The sequence below is a fragment of the Mycobacterium bulgaricum genome (assembly GCF_041287165.2).
In the GTDB taxonomy this organism is placed as follows: domain Bacteria; phylum Actinomycetota; class Actinomycetes; order Mycobacteriales; family Mycobacteriaceae; genus Mycobacterium; species Mycobacterium bulgaricum.
In genome coordinates this window covers 92,999-114,604 of the sequence record NZ_JBGGKV020000010.1, presented here as the reverse complement: position 1 = coordinate 114,604, position 21,606 = coordinate 92,999, and the positions used below count along the sequence as shown (strand labels likewise).

Here is a 21,606-nt window from a genome sequence, read left to right as displayed (position 1 = left end):
CGCCGTGAGCGAGATCCCCGCCGACCTGTCCTTCACCACCGAACACGAGTGGGTGCAGCGGACCGGTGACGACACGGTACGGGTCGGCATCACCGACTATGCGCAGGCCGCGCTGGGAGACGTGGTGTTCGTCCAGCTCCCCGACGTCGACTCCGAGGTCGCCTCCGGCGAGTCGTTCGGCGAGGTCGAGTCGACGAAGTCGGTGTCGGACCTCTACGCGCCGCTGACCGCGAAAGTCATTGCGGTGAACGGTGATCTGGAGAGCAATCCTGCGCTGGTCAATTCCGATCCGTACGGCGAGGGATGGCTGGTCGAATTGCAGGTGGATGCGAGCACGCTGGACGCGGGGCTGGCCGACCTGCTCGACGCGGATGGCTACCGCGCCCACGTCGCCGACTGAGGTGTTGTTAGGGTCGTTGCGACAGAAGACCGGGACGCACCCAGCGGATCCGGCAGTGGTGGACACAACGCGGTCGTTTGCGCGGTACGGTCGACACCAGCGGCGTGACGGCTGGAATCCGACCGCATATCGCCACAGCAGCCAGTGAGGAGCAGCGGGTGACGGACAAGGACTTCAACTCTGGGGCCGACTCTGACGAAGTCACCGTGGAGACCACTTCGGTATTCCGCGCCGACTTCCTCAACGAGCTCGACGCTCCGCCCGCCGCCAGCGGCGAGAGCGCGGTCTCGGGTGTGGAAGGACTACCGGTCGGTTCGGCGCTGCTGGTCGTCAAGCGCGGCCCCAACGCCGGCTCGCGGTTCCTGCTCGACCAGCCGACGACGTCGGCGGGCCGGCATCCGGACAGCGACATCTTCCTCGACGACGTCACCGTCAGCCGCAGGCACGCAGAGTTCCGCCTCGAGAGCGGCGAGTTCCAGGTCGTCGACGTCGGCAGCCTCAACGGCACCTACGTCAACCGCGAACCCGTCGACTCGGCCGTCCTCGCCAACGGCGACGAGGTGCAGATCGGCAAGTTCCGTCTGGTCTTCCTGACGGGACCGAAGGGCGACGACGGCGCCGCCGGCTGACCTTCGTCAGCCGACACGGCATTCCGCCACCGACACCACGAGCCTGCCGGACGCACAGATGACACAACCCGAGACACCCGCACTCAACGGGATGTCGATCGGGGTCGTCCTGGACCTGCTGCGCGGCGACTTTCCCGACGTCACCATCTCCAAGATCCGCTTCCTGGAGGCCGAGGGACTGGTCACGCCTGAGCGCACCGCGTCGGGGTACCGGCGGTTCACGGCCTACGACTGTGCCCGGCTGCGGTTCATCCTGACGGCTCAGCGCGACCACTACCTGCCGCTGAAGGTGATCAAGGCGCAGCTGGACGCGCAGCCTGATGGCGAGCTGCCGCAGAGTGTTTCGGCGTACGGGACACCGCGGCTGGTGTCGGTGCCGGAGGGCACCGACCACACCGCGGCACCGGTGGGGCCCACCCAGGTTCGTCTGAGTCGTGGCGATCTCCTCGAACGCTCCGGTGTCGACGACGAACTGCTGACGTCGTTGGTCAAGGCCGGGGTCATCACGCCGATCTTCAAAGGCGCCGGGACGGCGTTCTTCGACGAACACGCCGTGGTGATCGCGCAGTGCGCACGGGCGCTGGCCGACTACGGTGTCGAGCCGCGCCACCTGCGTGCCTTCCGGTCCGCGGCGGACCGTCAGTCCGACCTCATCGCCCAGATCGCCGGCCCCGTCGTCAAGGGCGGCAAAGCCGGTGCCCGCGACCGCGCCGACGACCTGGCCCGCGAGGTGGCGGCGCTCGCGATCACGCTGCACACGTCATTGATCAAGTCGGCGGTGCGCGACGTTCTGGATCGCTGAGGACTAGACTCGCCGTGACGGGATTTCGCCGGCGCAGACCTTGGTCAAACCTGGTGGAACTGAGCAACACACCGGTGCGGAGGGTAGGCACATATGGGTGAGGTTCGTGTGATCGGCATTCGAGTGGAGCCGCCCCAGAACCAGCCTGTCCTGCTGCTGCGGGAATCCAACGGCGATCGCTACCTGCCGATCTGGATCGGCCAGGCCGAGGCCGCCGCGATCGCCCTCGAGCAGCAGGGAGTCGAGCCGCTGCGTCCGATGACCCACGATTTGTTCCGCGATGTCATTGCCGCCCTTGGCCATTCGCTCAAAGAGGTACGGATCGTCGATCTGCAGGAGGGCACCTTCTACGCGGACCTCATCTTCGACCGCGACATCAAGGTCTCAGCGCGGCCGTCGGACTCGGTGGCCATCGCGCTGCGGGTCGGCGTGCCGATCTACGTCGAGGAAGCAGTGCTGGCCGAGGCGGGTCTGTTGATCCCCGACGAGAGCGACGAGGAGTCGACCGGGGGAGCGGTCCGCGAGGACGAGGTGGAGAAGTTCAAGGAGTTCCTCGACAGCGTCTCACCCGACGACTTCAAAGCCACCTGAACTGCCGCCTGACCCGTTGGTCACGGATGCGTCTCGTCGGGTTCGACACGCGGGTCAGGTTTTCTTTCCGGGCGAATCGGGCAGCCATACTTGTTGCCGACGGGCAGTCAGAGAACGCCCTCAAGCGTATGCTCGAACAAGGCTCGAGCAGGGTGTAAGCAGCGGTTAGGTGCGCCCACGCAGGTCACGACGCGGTTCGATCGGCGAGAGGATTCGACAAGTGGGAGACACGCCACGCCAGGAACAGCTGGACCTGACCACGCCGCAGGCGGATGCGCTTCCCAGGGTCGCAGCCGAGCCAGTGCAGGCGGGTCTGTTCCCTGACGATTCGGTGCCCGACGAACTGGTCGGCTACCGCGGTCCCAGCGCCTGCCAGATCGCGGGTATCACCTACCGCCAGCTCGACTACTGGGCCCGCACGTCGCTCGTCGTACCGTCGATCCGGGGCGCGGCCGGCTCTGGCAGTCAGCGTCTCTACTCGTTCAAGGACATCCTGGTCCTCAAGATCGTCAAGCGTCTTCTCGACACCGGCATCTCGCTGCACAACATCCGCGTCGCGGTGGATCACCTGCGGCAGCGCGGAGTTCAGGATCTCGCCAACATCACGCTGTTCTCCGACGGCACCACGGTGTACGAATGCACGTCGGCTGAAGAGGTCGTGGATCTGCTGCAGGGCGGCCAGGGCGTGTTCGGCATCGCGGTCTCCGGGGCGATGCGTGAACTCACCGGAGCGATCGCCGACTTCCCGGGTGAACGCGCCGACGGCGGCGAATCGATCTCGGCCCCCGAGGACGAGCTGGCGTCGCGGCGCAAGCACCGCGACCGCAAGATCGGCTGAGCCGATCAGATAGCCGGAGTCGGCTGAGCCGATCAGATAGCCGGAGTCGGCTGAGCCGATTAGATAGCCGGAGTCGGCTGACGAGGCCTCTCGGAGCGTCGGCGGGTAGACTCAGCCCCGCATCGCCCTTGTGCGGGAGAGTTCCGTGACCGCCAGTCACGGACGCCGAAGGAGCAACACCTCTCCGTCAACCTCTCAGGCCCCCAGGACCGCGCAAGGCCCCGATGCCTCTGGAAAGCGGTGCACGCACCCGCCCATGGGGAAAGGCTCCACCTGCGCGCCATGCGGGCGGGCCGAATCTCTCAGGCAGCCCGGTTGAGGGCCGACGACAGAGGGGGAGGAGCCGCGTTCGTCTGCGCCCCCTGGAGCCTCGTGTCCGATCAGTCGTCATCCCCGTCCGTTCCCCGCTTCGTCGACCGGCACATCGGACCCGACGCCGAAGCCGTCGAAACGCTGCTGAGCACCATCGGCGTCGCATCGCTGGATGAACTCGCCGACAAGGCGTTGCCGGCGGTGATCCTCGACCGGCTCTCCGCCGACGGTGTCGCCCCCGGCCTGGAGCATCTGCCCCCGGCCGCCACGGAACACGAGGCGCTGGCCGAGTTGCGGGCGCTCGCGGACTCCAACACCGTCGCGGTGTCGATGATCGGGCAGGGCTACTACGACACGCTCACCCCGCCGGTGTTGCGCCGCAACATCCTTGAGAACCCGGCCTGGTACACCGCCTACACCCCCTACCAGCCCGAGATCAGCCAGGGCAGGCTCGAGGCGCTGCTCAACTTCCAGACGATGGTGACCGACCTGACGGGGCTCGAGGTTGCCAACGCGTCGATGCTCGACGAGGGCACCGCCGCGGCCGAGGCGATGACGCTGATGCACCGCGCGGTCCGCGGTCCGGCCAACAAGCTGGCCGTCGACGCCGACGTGTACGCGCAGACGGCGGCCATCCTGGCGACCCGCGCCGAGCCGCTGGGCATCGAAATCGTGACGGCCGACCTGCGCGACGGGCTGCCTGACGGCGACTTCTTCGGTGTGATCGTCCAGTTGCCCGGCGCGAGCGGGTGCGTCAACGACTGGAGCCGCCTCGTCGAGCAGGCCCACGACCGCGGCGCACTGGTCGCCGTCGGCGCGGACCTGCTCGCGATGACGTTGGTGAGTCCGCCCGGCGAGATCGGCGCCGACGTCGCTTTCGGCAGCACGCAACGCTTCGGTGTGCCAATGGGATTTGGCGGTCCGCATGCGGGCTACCTCGCCGTGCATTCCAAGCAGGCCCGGCAGCTACCGGGCCGCCTGGTCGGGGTCTCGGTCGACGCGGACGGCTCGCCGGCCTACCGGCTGGCGCTGCAGACCCGCGAGCAGCACATCCGCCGCGACAAGGCGACCAGCAACATCTGCACGGCGCAGGTGCTGCTGGCCGTGATGGCTGCGATGTACGCGAGCTACCACGGCCCCGATGGCCTGCGCGGGATCGCGCACCGCGTGCACGGTCATGCCCGCGCGCTGGCGGCGGGATTGTCGAGCGCGGGGGTCGAGGTCGTGCACGACACGTTCTTCGACACCGTGCTCGCGCGGGTGCCCGGCCGCGCCGGTGAGCTGCGCGCCTCGGCCAAGGAGCGGGGCATCAACGTGTGGCTGGTCGATGACGACCACGTCTCGGTGGCCTGCGACGAGGCCACCTCCGAGGCCCACATCGCCGACGTCCTCGCCGCGTTCTCGGCGTCCGCGGCTTCCGGTGACTTCGACGGGCCCTCGATCGCGACGCGGGCCACCGAGTTCCTGACGCACCCGGCGTTCGCCAGGTATCGCACCGAGACGGAGATGATGCGATACCTGCGCTCGCTGGCGGACAAGGACATCGCGTTGGACCGCAGCATGATTCCGCTCGGCTCGTGCACGATGAAGCTCAATGCCGCCGCCGAGATGGAGCCGATCACGTGGCCCGAGTTCGGCCGTCAGCATCCGTTCGGTCCGGCGTCCGACACGCCGGGCCTGCGGCGGCTCATCGCCGACCTGCAGTCCTGGCTCACCGGCATAACCGGCTACGACGAGATCTCACTGCAGCCCAATGCCGGCTCGCAGGGGGAGTACGCGGGTCTGCTCGCGATCCAGGCGTACCACCATGCGCGTGGCGACCGGGACCGCACCGTCTGCCTGATTCCGTCGAGTGCGCACGGGACCAACGCCGCGTCGGCCGCGATGGTCGGCATGAAGGTCGTCGTCGTCGCCTGCCGCGCCAACGGTGACGTCGACCTCGATGACCTGCGCGCCAAGGTCGCCGAGCACGCGGACCGGCTCTCGGCGCTGATGATCACCTATCCGTCGACCCACGGCGTCTACGAGCACGACATCGCCGACATCTGCGCCGCCGTCCACGACGCCGGGGGACAGGTCTACGTCGACGGCGCCAACCTCAACGCGCTCGTCGGCCTGGCCCGTCCCGGCCGGTTCGGGGGCGACGTGAGCCATCTCAATCTGCACAAGACGTTCTGCATCCCGCACGGTGGCGGGGGCCCGGGCGTGGGTCCCGTGGCGGTCCGTTCGCATCTGGCGCCGTACCTGCCCGGGCACCCCCTCGCCGAGGAACTCGCCGACGAGCACACCGTGTCGGCGGCGCCGTACGGGTCGGCGTCGATCCTTCCGATCACGTGGGCCTACATCCGCATGATGGGCGCCGAGGGCCTGCGGTCGGCGTCGCTGGTGGCGATCGCGTCGGCCAACTACGTCGCACGCCGGCTCGACGAGTACTACCCGGTGCTCTACACCGGCGAGAACGGCATGGTCGCCCACGAGTGCATCCTCGACCTGCGTGGCATCACCAAAGCCACCGGCGTGACCGTCGACGACGTCGCAAAACGGTTGGCGGACTTCGGCTTTCACGCACCGACGATGAGCTTCCCCGTCGCGGGCACGCTCATGGTGGAGCCCACCGAGAGCGAATCGCTGGCCGAGGTCGACGCCTTCTGCGAGGCGATGATCGCGATCCGCGCCGAGATCGACAAGGTCGGTTCCGGGGAGTGGTCTGTCGAGGACAATCCGCTGCGCGGTGCCCCGCACACGGCCGAGAGCCTGCTCGTGGACACGTGGGAGCATCCCTACACCCGCGAGCAGGCGGCGTATCCGCTGGGCAAGGGTTTCCGGCCGAAGGTCTGGCCGCCGGTGCGCCGCATCGACGGCGCCTACGGCGACCGCAACCTGATCTGCTCGTGCCCGCCCGTCGAGGCCTTCGCCTGACGGGCGATAGGGTGACCGGCATGCAGCCGAAGCTGTTCATATTTCCGCATGCCGGGGGGACGCCGCAGTACTACGTGCCGTTCGCGAAGACGTTCACGACGGACGTCAAGCGGACGGCGGTGCAGTACCCCCGGCAGGGCGGCAAGCAGGATTTCGAGACGTTCACGAGCCTGCCTGCGCTCGCCGACGAGGTGACCAAGATGGTGTCGCCGGACAGGGAAGGCGGGGCGCACGATGCTCCCCTTTTCTTCTTCGGGCACAGCATGGGCGGTCTGTTGGCCTTCGAGGTGGCCCGTCGTTTCGAGGAGGCCGGGCGGCCGATCGCCGCGCTGTTCGTGTCGGCGGTGGCCGCGCCGGGACTGGTCGGATACGACGACATTCCCGACACCGACGAGGGCCTGCTCGCCGCGGTCAGCACGATCACGGGGGCCGATCCGGAATTCATGAAGAGCCCGGAGTTCGCTGCGGCGATCCTGCCCACCCTGCGGGGGCTGAAATCGATCGCCAATTACCGGTGCCCGCCGGACACGAAACTGTCGAGCCCCATCCACGCCTACTACGGGGACGACGACCAGATCGCGACGGCCGACAAGGTGATGCCGTGGGCGGAGAGGACGACCGCCGGTTTCACCGCTCGCGATTTCAAAGGCCACCACTTCTACCTGAACGACCATCTCGGCGACCTCGTGCCCGATGTCGAAGACAAGATCTGGTCGCGGCTGCGCAGGTAGTTGCGTTTTCGTGTGGTGTTCGCCACACCCCCTGTGGCCGTGACCGGCGGCGAGCACATTGCGGTGCGGACCGATTCCACAATGGAGCCACCCCCGAAGACGCCATCGGACCTGCTTCTTACCGGCAAGTCAGGTGGTATATTGACGCCAGCGTGCAATATGAGCAAACGCTTTACGAGCGCGTCAAGACGAAACGAGCACTGAGTTCAGTGCCTGCGGCCGCGTACTCGCTCATCCGGGCGTCGCAAGGCTGAGCAACGCGAGACCTCCTAACTATGTGGGCTCTTGCAATCTCTGGCAAAACTGTGAACGGGCTGTGAGTAACGGTTCGGGCACGGGTGCCGATACACTCTCCGCGAAATCGGTCATCAGCAGCCCGCTTCCCTCTGGCAAGCAATACATGATCTAATCCTTCGTCGGATTGCACGACATTTATTACGGGTCGGTGTTAGCCTTCCGGCGAGCGGGGGAATGCGCGGCCTAGTGCTGCGAACTGGTTTGCCATCCACGGCAGTGTGGCCGGGGCGCAGAAGTTAGTGAAAGGACGACGTCGCATGCCGTTGCTGGAGTTGACCATTCCTGGCTTGCTCGCTGATCGCGCGCGTACCCAGCCCGATGATGTCGCGTACACCTTCCTCGACTTCGACGTCGACCCCGCGGGATTCGCCGAGTCCCTGACATGGGCCCAGGTCCATCATCGCGTGCAGGTCGTCGCCGCCGAGCTGCTGCGCCACGGCAGCAAGGGCGATCGCGCCGCGATCCTCGCGCCGCAGGGTCTCGAATACATCGTCGCGTTCTACGGCGCGATGGCCGCCGGCATGATCGCGGTGCCGCTGCCGGTGCCCGCCATGGGCCAACTCGACGAGCGCGTCAGCGGCGCACTGCGCGACTGCCAGCCGGTGGCCGTCCTGACGACCTCCGCCGTCGTCGGCGAGATCCTCAACTACGTGGGCAGCCTGCCCGGCGGAAACCCGCCTGCGGTCGTGGAGGTCGACGCTCTGGACCTCGACTCGCCCGAGACGCCCGAGGTCAATGTGGGCCCGCTGCCCAAGACGGCCTACCTGCAGTACACCTCCGGCTCGACCCGTGCTCCGGCCGGCGTGATCATGACGCACGCCAATGTCATCGCAAACGTCAAGCAGGTGTTCGACGACTACATGGAGCACCGCAACGGTGTTCCCCCGCGCGACATCACGATGGTGTCCTGGCTGCCCTTCTACCACGACATGGGCCTCATCCAGGGCGTGTTCGCCTCGCTGCTGACCCCGAACGAGGACGACGGCGGCAAGTTGCACGGCCGTCCCGCGATCGTGATGAGCCCCGTGGCGTTCCTGCAGAAGCCGGCCCGCTGGATCCAGCAGCTCGCGCTCAATCCGTGCGCCTGGTCAGCTGCGCCGAACTTCGCCTTCGAGCTGTCCGTGCGCCGGACCACCGACGCCGACCTCGAGGGCATGGACCTCAGCGGTCTGCTCGGCATCATCAGCGGCAGCGAGCGCATCCATGTCGCTACCATCCGCCGCTTCAACGAGCGCTTCGTCAAGTTCGGTATGCCCGAGACCACGGTGCTTCCGTCCTACGGCCTCGCCGAGGCGACGCTGTACGTCATTTCCGCCCCCATGGGCCACACCCCGGCCACGGTGCGCTTCGACTACGAGAAGCTGGCTGCCGGCCACGCGGAGCGTTGCGGAACCGACGCCGGCACCGAGCTGGTCAGCTATGGCGCGCCGCGGTCGTCGACCGTACGCATCGTCGATCCGGAGAGCTGCATCGAGAATCCCGACGGCAAGGTCGGCGAGATCTGGGTGCACGGCGATCAGGTCGCGATGGGCTACTGGCGCGACCCGCAGAAGACCGAGCGCACGTTCGGTGGCGAGATCGTGAACCCCTCCGACGGCACCCCGGTGGGCCCGTGGCTGCGCACCGGCGACCTCGGTGTGATGAGCGAGGGCGAGATGTTCATCATCGGCCGCATCAAGGACATGCTGATCGTCGACGGCCGCAACCACTACCCGGATGACATCGAGGCCACGATCCAGGAGATCACCGGCGGTCGCGTCGCGGCCATCTCGGTGCTCGACGACACCAGCGAGCAGCTGGTCGCCGTGGTCGAGATGAAGAAGAAGGGCACCTCCGAGGCGGAGGCCCTCGACAAGCTGCGCGCCGTCAAGCGCGAGGTCGCCTCGGCGATCAAGAAGTCCCACAGCGTGCGCGTCTCCGATCTGGTTCTCGTCGCGCCGGGCTCCATCCCGATCACGACCAGCGGAAAAATTCGGCGCTCGGCCTGTGTGGATCGCTACCGCCTCGACGAGTTCAGCCGCCTGGACGTCACCACATGACCTCTGAGTTCGACGAGGACTCAATTCGGCACTGGTTGGTCGACTATCTGGTCACCAACATCGGATGCAGTCCTGATGAGATCGATCTCGATGCCCCACTGAACGATCTCGCCGTCGGATCCAGTGACGCCGTCGTGCTCACCGGAGAGCTGTCGGAGTTGCTGGGCCGCACTGTGTCTCCGGTCGAGTTCTGGCAGTACCCGACGATCAACGCTCTGGCGAAATTCTTGACCGGCGGCGAGGTCGACACGGCCGATGAGGTGACCCCCACCCACCGCATCGCCGAGGACGCGATCGCGGTCGTCGGACTGGGTGTCCGGTTCCCGGGCGACGGCGACGACATTCATGGCCCCGACGAGCTGTGGGATTTTCTGGCCGACGGCCGGTCCGCGGTCAGTCAGGTGCCGCCGACCCGGTGGTCCTGGTACGACGACGGATCAGCCGAGGGCGCCGCCGCACTCGCGGGCACCACCCGCTGGGGCTCCTACCTTTCGGGCATCGACCAGTTCGACGCCGACTTCTTCGAGATCTCGCCGAGCGAGGCCGACAAGATGGACCCGCAGCAGCGACTGCTGCTGGAGGTCACGCACGAGGCGCTCGAACACGCGGGAATCCGACCGAGTTCCCTTCGCCACACGCAGACCGGTGTGTTCGTCGGCGCCTGCCTCGGTGAGTACGGCGTCATGGCGGCCAGGGACCTGGCCGAGGTCAACGCGTACTCGGGCACCGGTGGCGCGCTGAGCATCATCGCCAACCGGGTGTCCTATTACTTCGACCTGCGCGGCCCGTCCGTGGCGCTCGACACCGCGTGCTCGTCGTCGCTGGTCGCGATCCACCTGGCCTGCCAGAGCCTGCGCACCGGAGATTCCGACGTCGCCCTCGCCGGCGGTGTCAACGTGATCCTGTCTCCCGCGGTGACGCGCAGCTTCGACCAGGCGGAGGCCATGTCGCAGTCGGGCCGCTGCCACGCGTTCGACGCGCGCGCCGACGGTTTCGTCCGCGGCGAGGGCTGCGGCATCGCGGTGCTCAAGCGCCTCTCCGACGCCGTCCGCGACGGCGACCGCGTATTGGCCGTCGTGCGCGGATCGGCGGTCAACCAGGACGGCCGGTCCAACGGCCTGATGGCCCCGAACCCGGCCGCGCAGATGGCCGTGCTCCGGTCGGCCTATGCCGCCGCGGGCGTCGAACCCCGCGAGGTCGACTACGTCGAAGCCCACGGCACCGGAACGCTGCTCGGCGACCCGATCGAGGCGCGCGCATTGGGGACCGTGCTCGGCCGCGGGCGTTCCGCCGACGCGCCGCTGCTGATCGGCGCGATCAAGTCAAACCTCGGGCACACCGAAGCGGCGGCAGGCGTCGCCGGCTTCGCCAAGGCCGTGCTCGCGCTGCAGCACGGACGCATCCCCGCCAATCTGGACTACCAGTCGCCGAACCCGCACATCGCGTTCGACAACCTGCGTCTGAAGGTCGTCGACGAGCCCACCGACTGGGAGCCCGCGGGCAGACCGCGCGTCGCCGGGGTGTCGTCGTTCGGCTTCGGTGGCACCAACGCCCACGTCGTCCTCGAGCAGGCGCCCAGCACAGTCGGCGCCGGGCCAGACCGCGACGACGTCGCCACCGAGTCGGCCGTCACCACCCTCGTCGTTTCCGGGAAGTCGGCCCAGCGGATCGCGACCACGGCGGGAGCCCTCGCGGAATGGATGGCCGGCGCAGGTGCGCAGGTCCCGCTGGATCAGGTCGCACACTCGCTGAACCACCACAGGGCCCAGCACAACAAGTTCGCGACGGTGTGCACCCGCGATCGCGCGGGAGCCCTCGCAGGGCTGCAAGCGCTCGCCGCGGGTCAGTCGGCCCCCGGTGTGGTGCCGCCGCACCAGGGTGCGTGCCGCCCCGGCACGGTGTTCGTCTACTCGGGGCAGGGTTCGCAGTGGACGGGAATGGGCCGGCGACTGCTGGCCGACGAACCCGCGTTCGCCGCCGCGATCGGGGAGCTGGAGCCGGTCTTCGTCGAACAGGTCGGTTTCTCGCTGCGCGACATCATCGCCGGCGGCGAGACCGTCACCGGTATCGAGCGCATCCAGCCGGTGCTCGTCGGTATGCAGCTGGCGCTGACCGAACTCTGGCGTTCCTACGATGTGCACCCCGACGCCGTGATCGGCCACTCGATGGGCGAGGTCGCCGCGGCCGTGGTCTCCGGCGCGCTGTCGGTCGCCGACGGGCTCAAGGTCATCGCCACCCGGTCGAAACTGATGTCACGGCTGTCCGGGCAGGGCGCGATGGCGCTGATCGAACTCGATCCCGCGTCCGCCACCGAATTGATTGCCGAGTATCCCGACGTCACCCTGGCTGTCTACGCGTCGCCGCGCCAGACCGTCATCGCGGGACCGCCGGACCAGGTCGACGCCGTCATCGCCGTGGTGTCGGCCAAGGACCGGCTGGCGCGTCGAGTCGAGGTCGACGTCGCGTCGCACCACCCGACGATCGATCCGATCCTTCCCGATCTGCGCGAGGCGCTGCAGGACCTGCGTCCGGCCTCCCCGAACATCCCGATGGTGATCACCACGCGGGAACACGACGGCCCCGAGCCGGTGTTCGACGCCGATTACTGGGTGGACAACCTGCGCAACCCGGTGCGGTTCCGGCAGGCCGTCGAAGCCGCAGGCGCCGAGATCGGCACGTTCATCGAGGTGAGCCCGCACCCGTTGCTGACCTTCGGCATCAGCGACACCCTCGGCACCACGCATCATCACGCAGTGCCCACGCTGTTGCGCGAGGCCGACGGCCGGGCCGGCGAGACGTCCGACGAGACGTTGACGTTCCACACCAACCTCAACAGCACGTACACCACGAAGCCGCCGGTCTCCGGACACGCGCCGGAACCGCACGCCGTGCTGCCCACCACGCCGTGGCACCACACCCGGCACTGGGTGCCCGCGACGACCGCGGACCGGCACGGCCCCGCTGCGCCGCGCGTCGGCACACTGCTCGGGGATCTCACCTCGGTCGCCACCAGCCCTCCCACTCATCTGTGGCAGGCGCGACTGGTGCGCGAGGCCAAGCCGTATCCCGGTTTCCACCGGATCCAGGGCGTCGAGGTCGTCCCGATGTCGGTGCTGTTGCGGACCCTGACCCTGGCCGCCGCCGAATCCGGGGCGACAGCCCTGTCCGACATCTCGTTCGACCGCCCCGTCGTCGTCGACCAGGCCCAGGTGATCCAGGTCGTCAGCAACGGCGACAGCATCACGATGGCCTCGGCGCCGTCCGCGGACGCCCCCGCCAACCGCTGGGTGCGCCATGCCGTGGCCCGGATCTCGTCGGCGCCGACCCAGGGTGCCGTCGGCGCGGTCGACGTGACCGGAGCCACCGACTACGACAGGTCGACCGTCGAAGAGCTGCAGGCCAAGTGGGGCGTGGAAGGGCAGCCCTTCCCGTGGTCGATCACGTCGTGCCGCGCCACGACCGACGGCGTGCTCGCCGAGGTGTCCTGGCAGGACGCGTCCGCGGTCGCGCTACTGGACGCCGCGGTGCAGATCGCCCGCCTCGCCGACATCAACGACAGCAGGCTGCTCGTGCCCGCTGGTGTCGAAGGGCTTTCCGCCACAGGCGAATTGGCGGACACCTCGGGAACCGTGGCGGTACGGCGCAGGCCTGACGGAGGCGATGCGCTCGTCCTCGACATCTCGGTGACCGTCCCCGACGGCAGCGCCCGGGTGGACATCCGCGGCCTGCGTTACGTCGACGTTCAGGCGGGCCCGTCGGAGTCGGCACCGGCCGATCCGCGCACCGTCGCCCACGAACTCGAATGGCAGCCATGGGAGGCGCCGGCCACGGCCGAGCCCACCACGCTGGCCGTCATCGGAAGCAGCCCGACCGCCGTCGCACTGCGCGACAGCCTCGTCGCCGCGGGATACACCGCCGCCGACGAGGCGACCGCGCGGTGTGTGCTCTACGTGCCCGACACCGACAGGGCCGACGCCGACGACCTCGCCGCCGCAGTCCGGCTCTCCGGTGAGGTCGCCGGCCTGGTCAGCACGCTGGCGCAGCGCACCGACCGCGAGGAACCACGCCTGTGGATCGTCACCGAGGGTGTTCGCGACGCCGACACGGCGCAGTCGTTGCGACAGAGCACGCTGTGGGGCATCGCCGGTGTCGTCGGCGCCGAACAGCCCCAGCTGTGGGGCGGGCTCGTCGACCTCGAGTCCGGCGCGGACCTCGGCGGCGCCGCGACGGCGCTGGCCGGCGTGTTGCCGGTCGGCGCCAAAACGATCCTGTCGTTGCGCGACGGCCGGTTCTCTGCGCCTGCGCTCGCGCCCATCTCCTCGCAGACGGTCCGCGAACCGCTGCGGTGCCGCCCCGACGCCGCATACCTGATCACCGGCGGGCTCGGCGCGCTCGGACTGGTCACCGCCGAATGGCTCGCCGACCGGGGTGCCCGCCGCGTGCTCCTCGCAGGACGCACGGCGCTACCTCCGCGCAGCCGGTGGGATGCCGATGATCTCGGCAAGGACGTGCGGGAGAAGATCGACGCGATCCGCTCGCTCGAACTGCGCGGAGTGGCCGTCGAGACCGCGGCGCTGGACATCGGATCGCGCGACGACCTGGCCGCGTTGCTGGCCCGGCGAGACGAGCAGGGCGCACCGCCCATCCGCGGCGTCATCCACGGTGCGGGCCTGACCGACAGCCAGCTGCTGACCGACATCGACGACGATCGGCTGCGCACCACACTCTGGCCGAAGGTGGCTGGGGCACAGGCACTCCACGAGGTCTTCCCGGTCGACACTGTCGACTTCCTGTACCTGACGGCCTCGGCGGGCACCGTGTTCGGCGTTCCCGGTCAGGGCGCCTACGCGGCAGGCAACGCCTACCTCGACGGGCTGGCGCGTGCCCGGCACCGCCAGGGCGGGATCACCGCCAGCCTCGACTGGGTCGCCTGGCGTGGACTCGGGTTCGGATCCGACGCCCAGGTGGTCATCGACGAGCTCGAGCGGCAGGGGTCGCGGCCGGTCACCCCGGCCGAGGCGTTCGCCGCCTGGGAGTACGCCAGCAGGTTCGACATCGCCCACGTCGTCATGGCGCCGACGCTGACCGACGACGACTCCGACGAGGACGCCGGGGTGGCCCGCGCCCCCGAGCGGGCGTGGTCGGAAATGTCGGCCGACGAGGTGATCGCCGAGTTGGAGACCGGGCTGCGCGGCATCCTCGCGACCGAACTGCGGATCTCGCAAGACGAGGTCGACACAGACCGCCCCCTGGCCGAGATGGGACTGAACTCGGTGATGGCCATGTCGATCCGGCGCGAGGTCGAGCGGCTCGCCGGAATCGAGCTGTCCGCCACCATGCTGTGGAACTACCCGACGATCGCTGCGCTGGCGGCCCACCTCGCCGAGAAGGTGGCCCCGCAGACCAGCGCGGAGAGCGGCGGCGAGGACGAGGACGATGCCGGCGACAGCCTGCTCGATTCGCTCTTCGACAGCGTCGAGAACTGATTTCTCAAATCGGCCCGGTAGGGGAGACCATGTCGGAAGCGGTCCGATGGGTCTGAGTGTGGAATTTTGTAGGTTTGGTCGGATGTAAGGAGCGATTGTGATGGCACTTTCGGAAGCCACCATCCCGGCGGTACTTGCCGACAGGGCGCAGCAGCAGCCGGACGACACCGCCTACACATTCGTCGACTACGAGGCCGATCCGGCGGGCATCACCGACAGCCTGACCTGGTCCGAGGTGTACGAACGCTCGTTGATCGTCGCCGAGAAGCTCGCCAAGATCGGGTCGCCCGGAGACCGCGCCGTCATCCTGGCGCCACAGAGCCTGGAGTACATCGTCGGGTTCCTCGGCGCGATCCAGGCCGGTTTCATCGCCGTCCCGCTGTCGATGCCCCAGACGCGTCACCACGACGAACGCGTGACGGGCGCGATGGCCGACTCCACCCCCGTCGTGGTGCTGACGACGTCGGCGGTGGTCGACGACGTCCGCAAGTACGGGCAGGCCGACCCGAAGCAGCGCCCGCCGAAGTTCCTCGAGGTCGACACGCTGGACTTCGACTCGCCGCCGAAGTCCGCACCGCTGGCCTCGCTGCCGAAGACGGCATACCTGCAGTACACGTCGGGCTCCACACGTGCGCCAGCCGGTGTGGTGGTGTCGCACAAGAACGTCGTCGTCAACGTCGAGGAACTGCTCGGCGACTACTACGAGGCGTACCCGGACGGTGCGCCGGAAGACACCACGATCGTGTCGTGGCTGCCCTTCTATCACGACATGGGCCTGATCGTCGGTGTCTTCATCCCGATGATGCTGGGCAGGCCTGCGGTGCTGATGAGCCCGGTGGCGTTCATGCAGAAGCCGGCCCGCTGGATGCAGCTGCTGGGATCGAACACCAGCGCGTTCACCGCGGCACCGAACTTCGCGTTCGAACTGGCCGTCAAGCGCACCACCGACGAGGACCTCGCAGGCAAGGACCTCAGCAGCGTCGTGGTGATGATCAACGGCGCCGAACGCGTCCACGGCTCCACCGTGCGCCGGTTCAACGAGCGCTTCGCGGCGTTCGGGCTGCCGGACTGGGCGATGCGGCCCTCCTACGGCCTGGCCGAGGCCACCGTGTACGTGGCCGCCTCGCACGGCGGACGTCCGCCGACCGCGGTGCGTTTCGACGTCGAGAAGCTGGCCGCGGGCCACGCCGAGCGCTGCGAGGGTGAGGACGGCACCGAGCTGATCGGCTGCGGTGCGGTGCGGTCGACGACCGCCCGGGTCGTCGATCCCGACACGCTGATCGAGAATCCGGCGGGCAAGATCGGCGAGGTCTGGCTGCACGGCGAGCACGTCGCCGGCGGCTATTGGCACAACCCCAAACTCAGCGAGTTGTTCGCCGCGCAGCTCGGTGAGCCGACCGCCGGAACCCCGAAGGGTCCGTGGCTGCGCACCGGCGACCTCGGCGTCATGTTCGACGACGAGCTGTTCATCGTCGGCCGGATCAAGGACCTGCTGATCGTCGACGGGCGCAACCACTATCCCGACGACATCGAGGCGACGGTCGCGGAGTTCACCGGCGGCCGCGTGGCCGCGGTGTCGGTGCCGGACGACGCCAGCGAGCGACTCGTGGTGATCGCGGAGCTCAAGAAGCAACTCGACGCCCCGGTGCTGGAATCGGTCAAGCAGCAGGTCACCTCCGCGGTCTCGATGACCCACAGCGTGCGCCTGTCGGACTTCGTCCTCGTCGGACCCGGTTCGCTGCCGCTGACGACCAGCGGCAAGGTGCGCCGCGCGTCGAGCGTGGAGCTCTATCGCAATGACAAGTTCAGCCGTCTGGACGCCAGTACATGACCTCTGCTTTCGACGAGGCTGCTGTTCGTCGGTGGTTGATCGACTACCTGGTCACGAACAACGGTTGCAGTCCGGAGCACATCGAACGCGGCGCCTCGATGCACGACCTCGGAGTGGGGTCGCGGGACGCCGTCGTGCTCACCGGCGTGCTGTCGGAGTTCCTGGGCCGCACCGTGTCTCCGGTGGATTTCTGGCAGTACCCGACGGTGGACGCGCTGGCGAAGTTCCTCACCGGTGGTGAGGTCGAGCCGGTCACCGACGGTGAGGTCACGCGCGCGGCGGGCCTGGACGAACCCATTGCCGTCATCGGTCTGGGCCTGCGCCTGCCCGGCGGCGAGGACCTGGACGGCAACATCGAGGGTCCCGATGCCTACTGGGACTTCCTCACCGAGGGCCGATCGTCGGTGCGCGAGGTTCCCGAGGATCGCTGGTCGTGGTTCGACGACGGCACCCCCGAAGGGGCGGCGGCGCTCGCGGGCACCACGAAGTGGGGCTCGTTCCTGCGCGACATCGACGCGTTCGACGCCGAGTACTTCGAGATCATCCCGCGCGAAGCCACCCGGATGGACCCGCAGCAGCGGCTGCTCCTCGAGGTCACCCACGAGGCCCTCGAGCACGCGGGCATCGCCGCGGACTCCCTGGCCGAAACCCGCACCGGCGTCTTCGCCGGCGCCAGCGCCGGCGACTACGCGCAGATGGGTTCGACCGACCTCAGCGGTGTCGACGCGTGGTACGGCACCGGCGGCTCGATCAGCATCATCGCCAACCGCGTCTCCTACGTCTTCGATCTGCGCGGCCCGTCGGTCACCATCGACACCGCCTGCTCGTCGTCACTGGTGGCCATCCACCTCGCCGTGCAGAGTCTGCGCACCGGCGACTCCGACCTGGCGCTGGCCGCCGGCGTGAACCTTCTGCTCTCGCCCGCCGGTACGCGCAGTCTCGACCAGGCCGAGGCGATGTCGCCGACCGGCCAGTGCCACGCGTTCGACGCGAGCGCCGACGGCTTCGTGCGCGGCGAGGGCTGCGGTGTCGCGGTGCTCAAGCGGCTGTCGGACGCGCAGCGCGACGGCGACCGGGTGCTGGCGGTGATCCGGGGTTCGGCGGTCAACCAGGATGGCCGCTCCAACGGTCTGATGGCGCCGAACCCGTCGGCGCAGATGGCGGTGCTGAGGGCCGCCTACTCATCGGCCGGCGTCAACCCCCGCGAGGTCGACTACGTCGAGGCGCACGGCACCGGGACACTGCTGGGCGACCCGATCGAGGCGCGGGCGCTGGGCACGGTGCTCGGCAAGGGACGTCCCGCCGACTCGCCGCTGCTGATCGGCGCGGTCAAGTCCAACCTCGGGCACCTGGAGGCCGCCGCCGGCGTCGCCGGGTTCGCCAAAGCAGTTCTGGCCTTGCAGCACAACACGATTCCGGGCAACCGCGGATACGAGAGCCCGAACCCGCACATCCCGTTCGACAAGCTCCGGCTCAAGGTCGTCGACGAGCACACCGACTGGGCACCCGCGGGCCGGCCGCGCCGCGCGGGCATCTCGTCGTTCGGCTTCGGTGGCACGAACGCTCACGTCGTCATCGAGCAGGCACCGGTCACCGTGGCCGCCGCTGCCGAGGAACCGGCGACGGCCGTCACGACGTTGGTCGTGTCCGGCAAGACGCCCGAGCGGATCGCGTCGCAGGCCGCCGTGCTGGCCGACTGGATGGCCGACGCCGACGTGCCGCTCGGCGAGGTCGCCCACACGCTCAACCATCACCGCGCGCAGCACGCGCGGTTCGCCACCGTGGTCGCCCGTGACACCGAGCAGGCGATCGCGGGGCTGCGGGCGCTGGCCGCAGGGCAGTCGGCGCCGGGGGTCGTCGGACCCGCGGCCGCCACACCGAAGCCGGGCACGGTGTTCGTCTATTCCGGTCAGGGATCGCAGTGGCCAGGGATGGCCCGCCGACTGCTCGATGACGAACCCGCCTTCGCCCAGGCGATCGCCGACATCGAGCCCGTCTTCGTCGAGCAGGTCGGCTTCTCGCTGCGCGACATCCTCGCCGGCGGCGACGCGGTCAGCGGTGACGCGCAGGTGCAGCCGGTGCTGATGGGCCTGCAACTGGCACTGACCGAGCTGTGGCGCTCCTACGGCGTGCACCCCGACGCCGTCATCGGCCACTCCATGGGTGAGGTCACCGCGGCCGTCGTCGCCGGCGCGCTGAGCGTCGCCGACGGGCTCAAGGTCATCGCGGCACGCTCCTCGATCATGTCGCGGCTGGCCGGGCAGGGCGCGGTCGCGCTGCTCAACGTGGAGGCCGACGAGTGCGAGGCCCTGATCGCCGGCCATCCGAGCGTCGAGATCGCCGGTTACCTGTCACCGCGCCAGACCGTGGTGGCCGGTCTGCCCGACGAGGTCGACGCCGTCATCGCGACGGTCACGTCGTTGAACACGTTCGCCCGCCGGGTCAACATGGTCGTCGCGTCGCACACCGCGCTGATGGAGCCGGTACTCGCCGACATCCGTTCGGCGCTGGCCGACGTGGACCCCAGCATCCCGACCCTGCCGTTCCTGTCCACGGTCACCGATCCCGCGGATTCGCCTGTGCTGGACGCGGACTACTGGGTGGCCAACGTGCGCCGGCCCGTCAAGTTCAGCCAGGCCGTCGCCGCGGCCGCCGCGGACAACGGCACCTTCATCGAGATCAGCCCGCACTCCACGCTGGGCCAGGCGGTCACCGACACTGTCGCCACGCTGGCCGATGCGTCTGATCACCTCGTCGTGGGCACCCTCGCGCGCGACGCCGACGACACCGTCGTCTTCCACGCGAACGTGAACGCCACCCACACCTCGCGTCCGCCGCACTCCGCGCACGGCACCGAACCGCACGTCGCGCTGCCCACCACCCCGTGGCACCGCACCCGGCACTGGGTGGACGTGCGGCCGCGGCGCGCCGGGGTCGCACGCTCGGGTGCGCTTCCGGCAGGCAGCGCAGTTCCCCCCGAATGGTTCTGCGAGCTGACGTGGCCGGCGAAACCGCTTGCCGGACAACCCGATCCAGATGCTGCTGCCAGTTGGCTCATTGTCGGGGACGATGCGCTCGCCGCGGAAATGCAGCGCCTCGGCGCGACCGTGGCCACCGGCGGTGTCGGCGACGTCGGCGCGGCGACACACGTGCTGTACGCGCCGACGGGCGGCGATGAGCTGGGCTACGACATCTTCGAGACCGGCCGCGCCGTGGCGTCGGCCGCGGCGTCGTCGACGTCGCCGCCGAAGCTGTACCTGCTGACCCGCAACGCGCAGCCGGTCAACGTGGGCGACCGGGCCGACCCCGCGCAGGCCGTGCTGTGGGGCCTCGGCCGCACGCTGGCCCTTGAGCATCCCGAGATCTGGGGTGCCGTCATCGATGCCGACGCATCCGTGCCGCCTGTCGTCGCGGCACGTTGGCTGCTCGCCGAGGCCCACCGCGGCGACGGTGAGGACCAGATCGTCTACCGCGGCGGCAACCGACTCGTCGCGCGACTCGTGCACGCGCTTCCGCCCGCGCCGGTCGGCGCCGAGACACTCGACCCCGAGGGCGCGCACCTCGTGGTGGGCGCCACCGGCAACATCGGCCCCGGCCTCATCGAACAGCTCGCGTCGATGGGCGCGCGGACCGTCGTGGCCGTGTCCCGCAATCCGGGCTCGCGCCTCGACGAGCTGACCGCGCGGCTCGAGGCGACCGGCACCACTGTCGTCACGGTCGCAGCCGACGCATCCGACGAAGCGTCGCTGCGGCCGGTGTTCGACCGCTTCGGCGCGGACCTGCCGCCGCTCAAGGGCATCTATCTCGCGGCGATGAGCGGCGGACCGGTGACGCTGGCCGACATGACGAACGACGACGTCGTGGCGATGTTCCGCCCGAAGATGGATGCTGCCGCCGTCGCGCACCGGCTGTCGCTCGCTCACCCCGTCGAGCAGTTCGTGCTGTTCTCGTCGATCTCGGGTGTGCTCGGCTCCCGCTGGCTCGCGCACTACGCGGCGACCACGACCTTCCTCGACACCTTCGCGTTCGCACGCCGTGCCGCCGGCCTGCCCGCCTGCGCGATCAACTGGGGCCTGTGGAAGTCGCTGGCCGACGTGCAGACCGGGTTCGAGGCGCAGGCGACGCAGGAATCGGGCCTGGAACCGATGGACGACGCCGTCGCGATCACCGCGTTGAGGTCGTTCATCGGACCGCAGGCGCCGGCCCGGGCGACGGTCGTCGCCGCGGACTGGCCGCGTCTGGCCGCCGCGTACCACACGCGGGCACAGCTGCACATCCTCGATGACCTGCTCGCCGGCGAGGCCGCCCAGAGTCAGCCGCTCACCGGCGATACGAAGTTTCGCCAGGAGCTGAAAGACGCCGACCCCGGCCATCGCATCGATCTGCTGACCGATTTCGTGATCGCGCAGGTTGCCGCGGTGATGGGGCTCGCCTCGGCGCACACGCTGGATCCGACGGTGGGCTTCTTCCAGTTCGGAATGGATTCGCTGATGTCGGTAACATTGCAGCGCTCGCTGAGCGAAAACCTCGGGGAGGCACTGCCCGCGTCCGTGGTGTTCGACTATCCGACCGTCGAAGCGCTCACCGATTATTTGGCGTCGGTACTTCCTGAGATAATCGAGACCGCCGGTAACGAGGGTGGGGAGGTCATCAGCGACGAGGCTGATGACGCGTACGACGACCTCGCCGAGGAAGAGCTGCTGGCGAGACTGTCGGAAAGATTGAGTTGAC

The 21,606-nt window shown here is 68.9% G+C and carries 11 protein-coding genes and 1 riboswitch; all 11 genes read left to right on the top strand.

Features of this window, described 5'->3' with window-relative positions:
• Positions 1-4: 4 nt before the first annotated feature.
• Positions 5-400: a glycine cleavage system protein GcvH gene (gene gcvH, locus ACAG24_RS22980; protein WP_370474695.1), complete on the top strand. Its 396-nt coding sequence runs from the start codon at positions 5-7 to the stop codon at positions 398-400.
• Between the two features lie 158 nt (positions 401-558).
• Positions 559-1,029: a glycogen accumulation regulator GarA gene (garA, locus tag ACAG24_RS22975; protein ID WP_370474694.1), complete on the top strand. Its 471-nt coding sequence runs from the start codon at positions 559-561 to the stop codon at positions 1,027-1,029.
• A gap of 58 nt (positions 1,030-1,087) precedes the next feature.
• Positions 1,088-1,831, top strand: a complete 744-nt coding sequence (ftsR, locus tag ACAG24_RS22970; protein ID WP_370474693.1) for a transcriptional regulator FtsR — start codon at positions 1,088-1,090, stop codon at positions 1,829-1,831.
• A 93-nt stretch (positions 1,832-1,924) separates the two neighbouring features.
• The gene (locus ACAG24_RS22965) at positions 1,925-2,422 is read left to right on the top strand and encodes a bifunctional nuclease family protein (RefSeq protein WP_370474692.1); all 498 of its coding nucleotides are present in this window, start codon (positions 1,925-1,927) and stop codon (positions 2,420-2,422) included.
• 220 nt (positions 2,423-2,642) lie between these two features.
• Positions 2,643-3,260, top strand: coding sequence for a MerR family transcriptional regulator (locus tag ACAG24_RS22960; protein ID WP_370474691.1), 618 nt, complete (start codon positions 2,643-2,645; stop codon positions 3,258-3,260).
• A gap of 123 nt (positions 3,261-3,383) precedes the next feature.
• Positions 3,384-3,482, top strand: a riboswitch (glycine riboswitch).
• 150 nt (positions 3,483-3,632) lie between these two features.
• On the top strand, positions 3,633-6,491 hold the full coding sequence (gene gcvP, locus ACAG24_RS22955; RefSeq protein WP_370474690.1) for an aminomethyl-transferring glycine dehydrogenase: 2,859 nt from the start codon (positions 3,633-3,635) through the stop codon (positions 6,489-6,491).
• A gap of 20 nt (positions 6,492-6,511) precedes the next feature.
• A complete protein-coding gene (locus ACAG24_RS22950; protein WP_370474689.1) occupies positions 6,512-7,222 on the top strand; it encodes a thioesterase II family protein in 711 nt (236 codons plus the stop codon).
• A gap of 554 nt (positions 7,223-7,776) precedes the next feature.
• Entirely contained in the window at positions 7,777-9,558 is a 1,782-nt protein-coding gene (locus ACAG24_RS22945) for an AMP-binding protein (protein ID WP_370474688.1), read from the top strand.
• Positions 9,555-15,044: an acyltransferase domain-containing protein gene (locus ACAG24_RS22940; RefSeq protein ID WP_370474687.1), complete on the top strand. Its 5,490-nt coding sequence runs from the start codon at positions 9,555-9,557 to the stop codon at positions 15,042-15,044. Before ACAG24_RS22945 ends, ACAG24_RS22940 begins: the two co-directional genes overlap by 4 nt.
• Positions 15,045-15,144: 100 nt before the next feature.
• A complete protein-coding gene (locus ACAG24_RS22935; RefSeq protein WP_370474686.1) occupies positions 15,145-16,875 on the top strand; it encodes an AMP-binding protein in 1,731 nt (576 codons plus the stop codon).
• Entirely contained in the window at positions 16,872-21,605 is a 4,734-nt protein-coding gene (locus ACAG24_RS22930) for an SDR family NAD(P)-dependent oxidoreductase (RefSeq protein WP_370474685.1), read from the top strand. The genes ACAG24_RS22935 and ACAG24_RS22930 overlap by 4 nt, the downstream gene beginning before the upstream one ends.
• Position 21,606 lies beyond the last annotated feature (1 nt).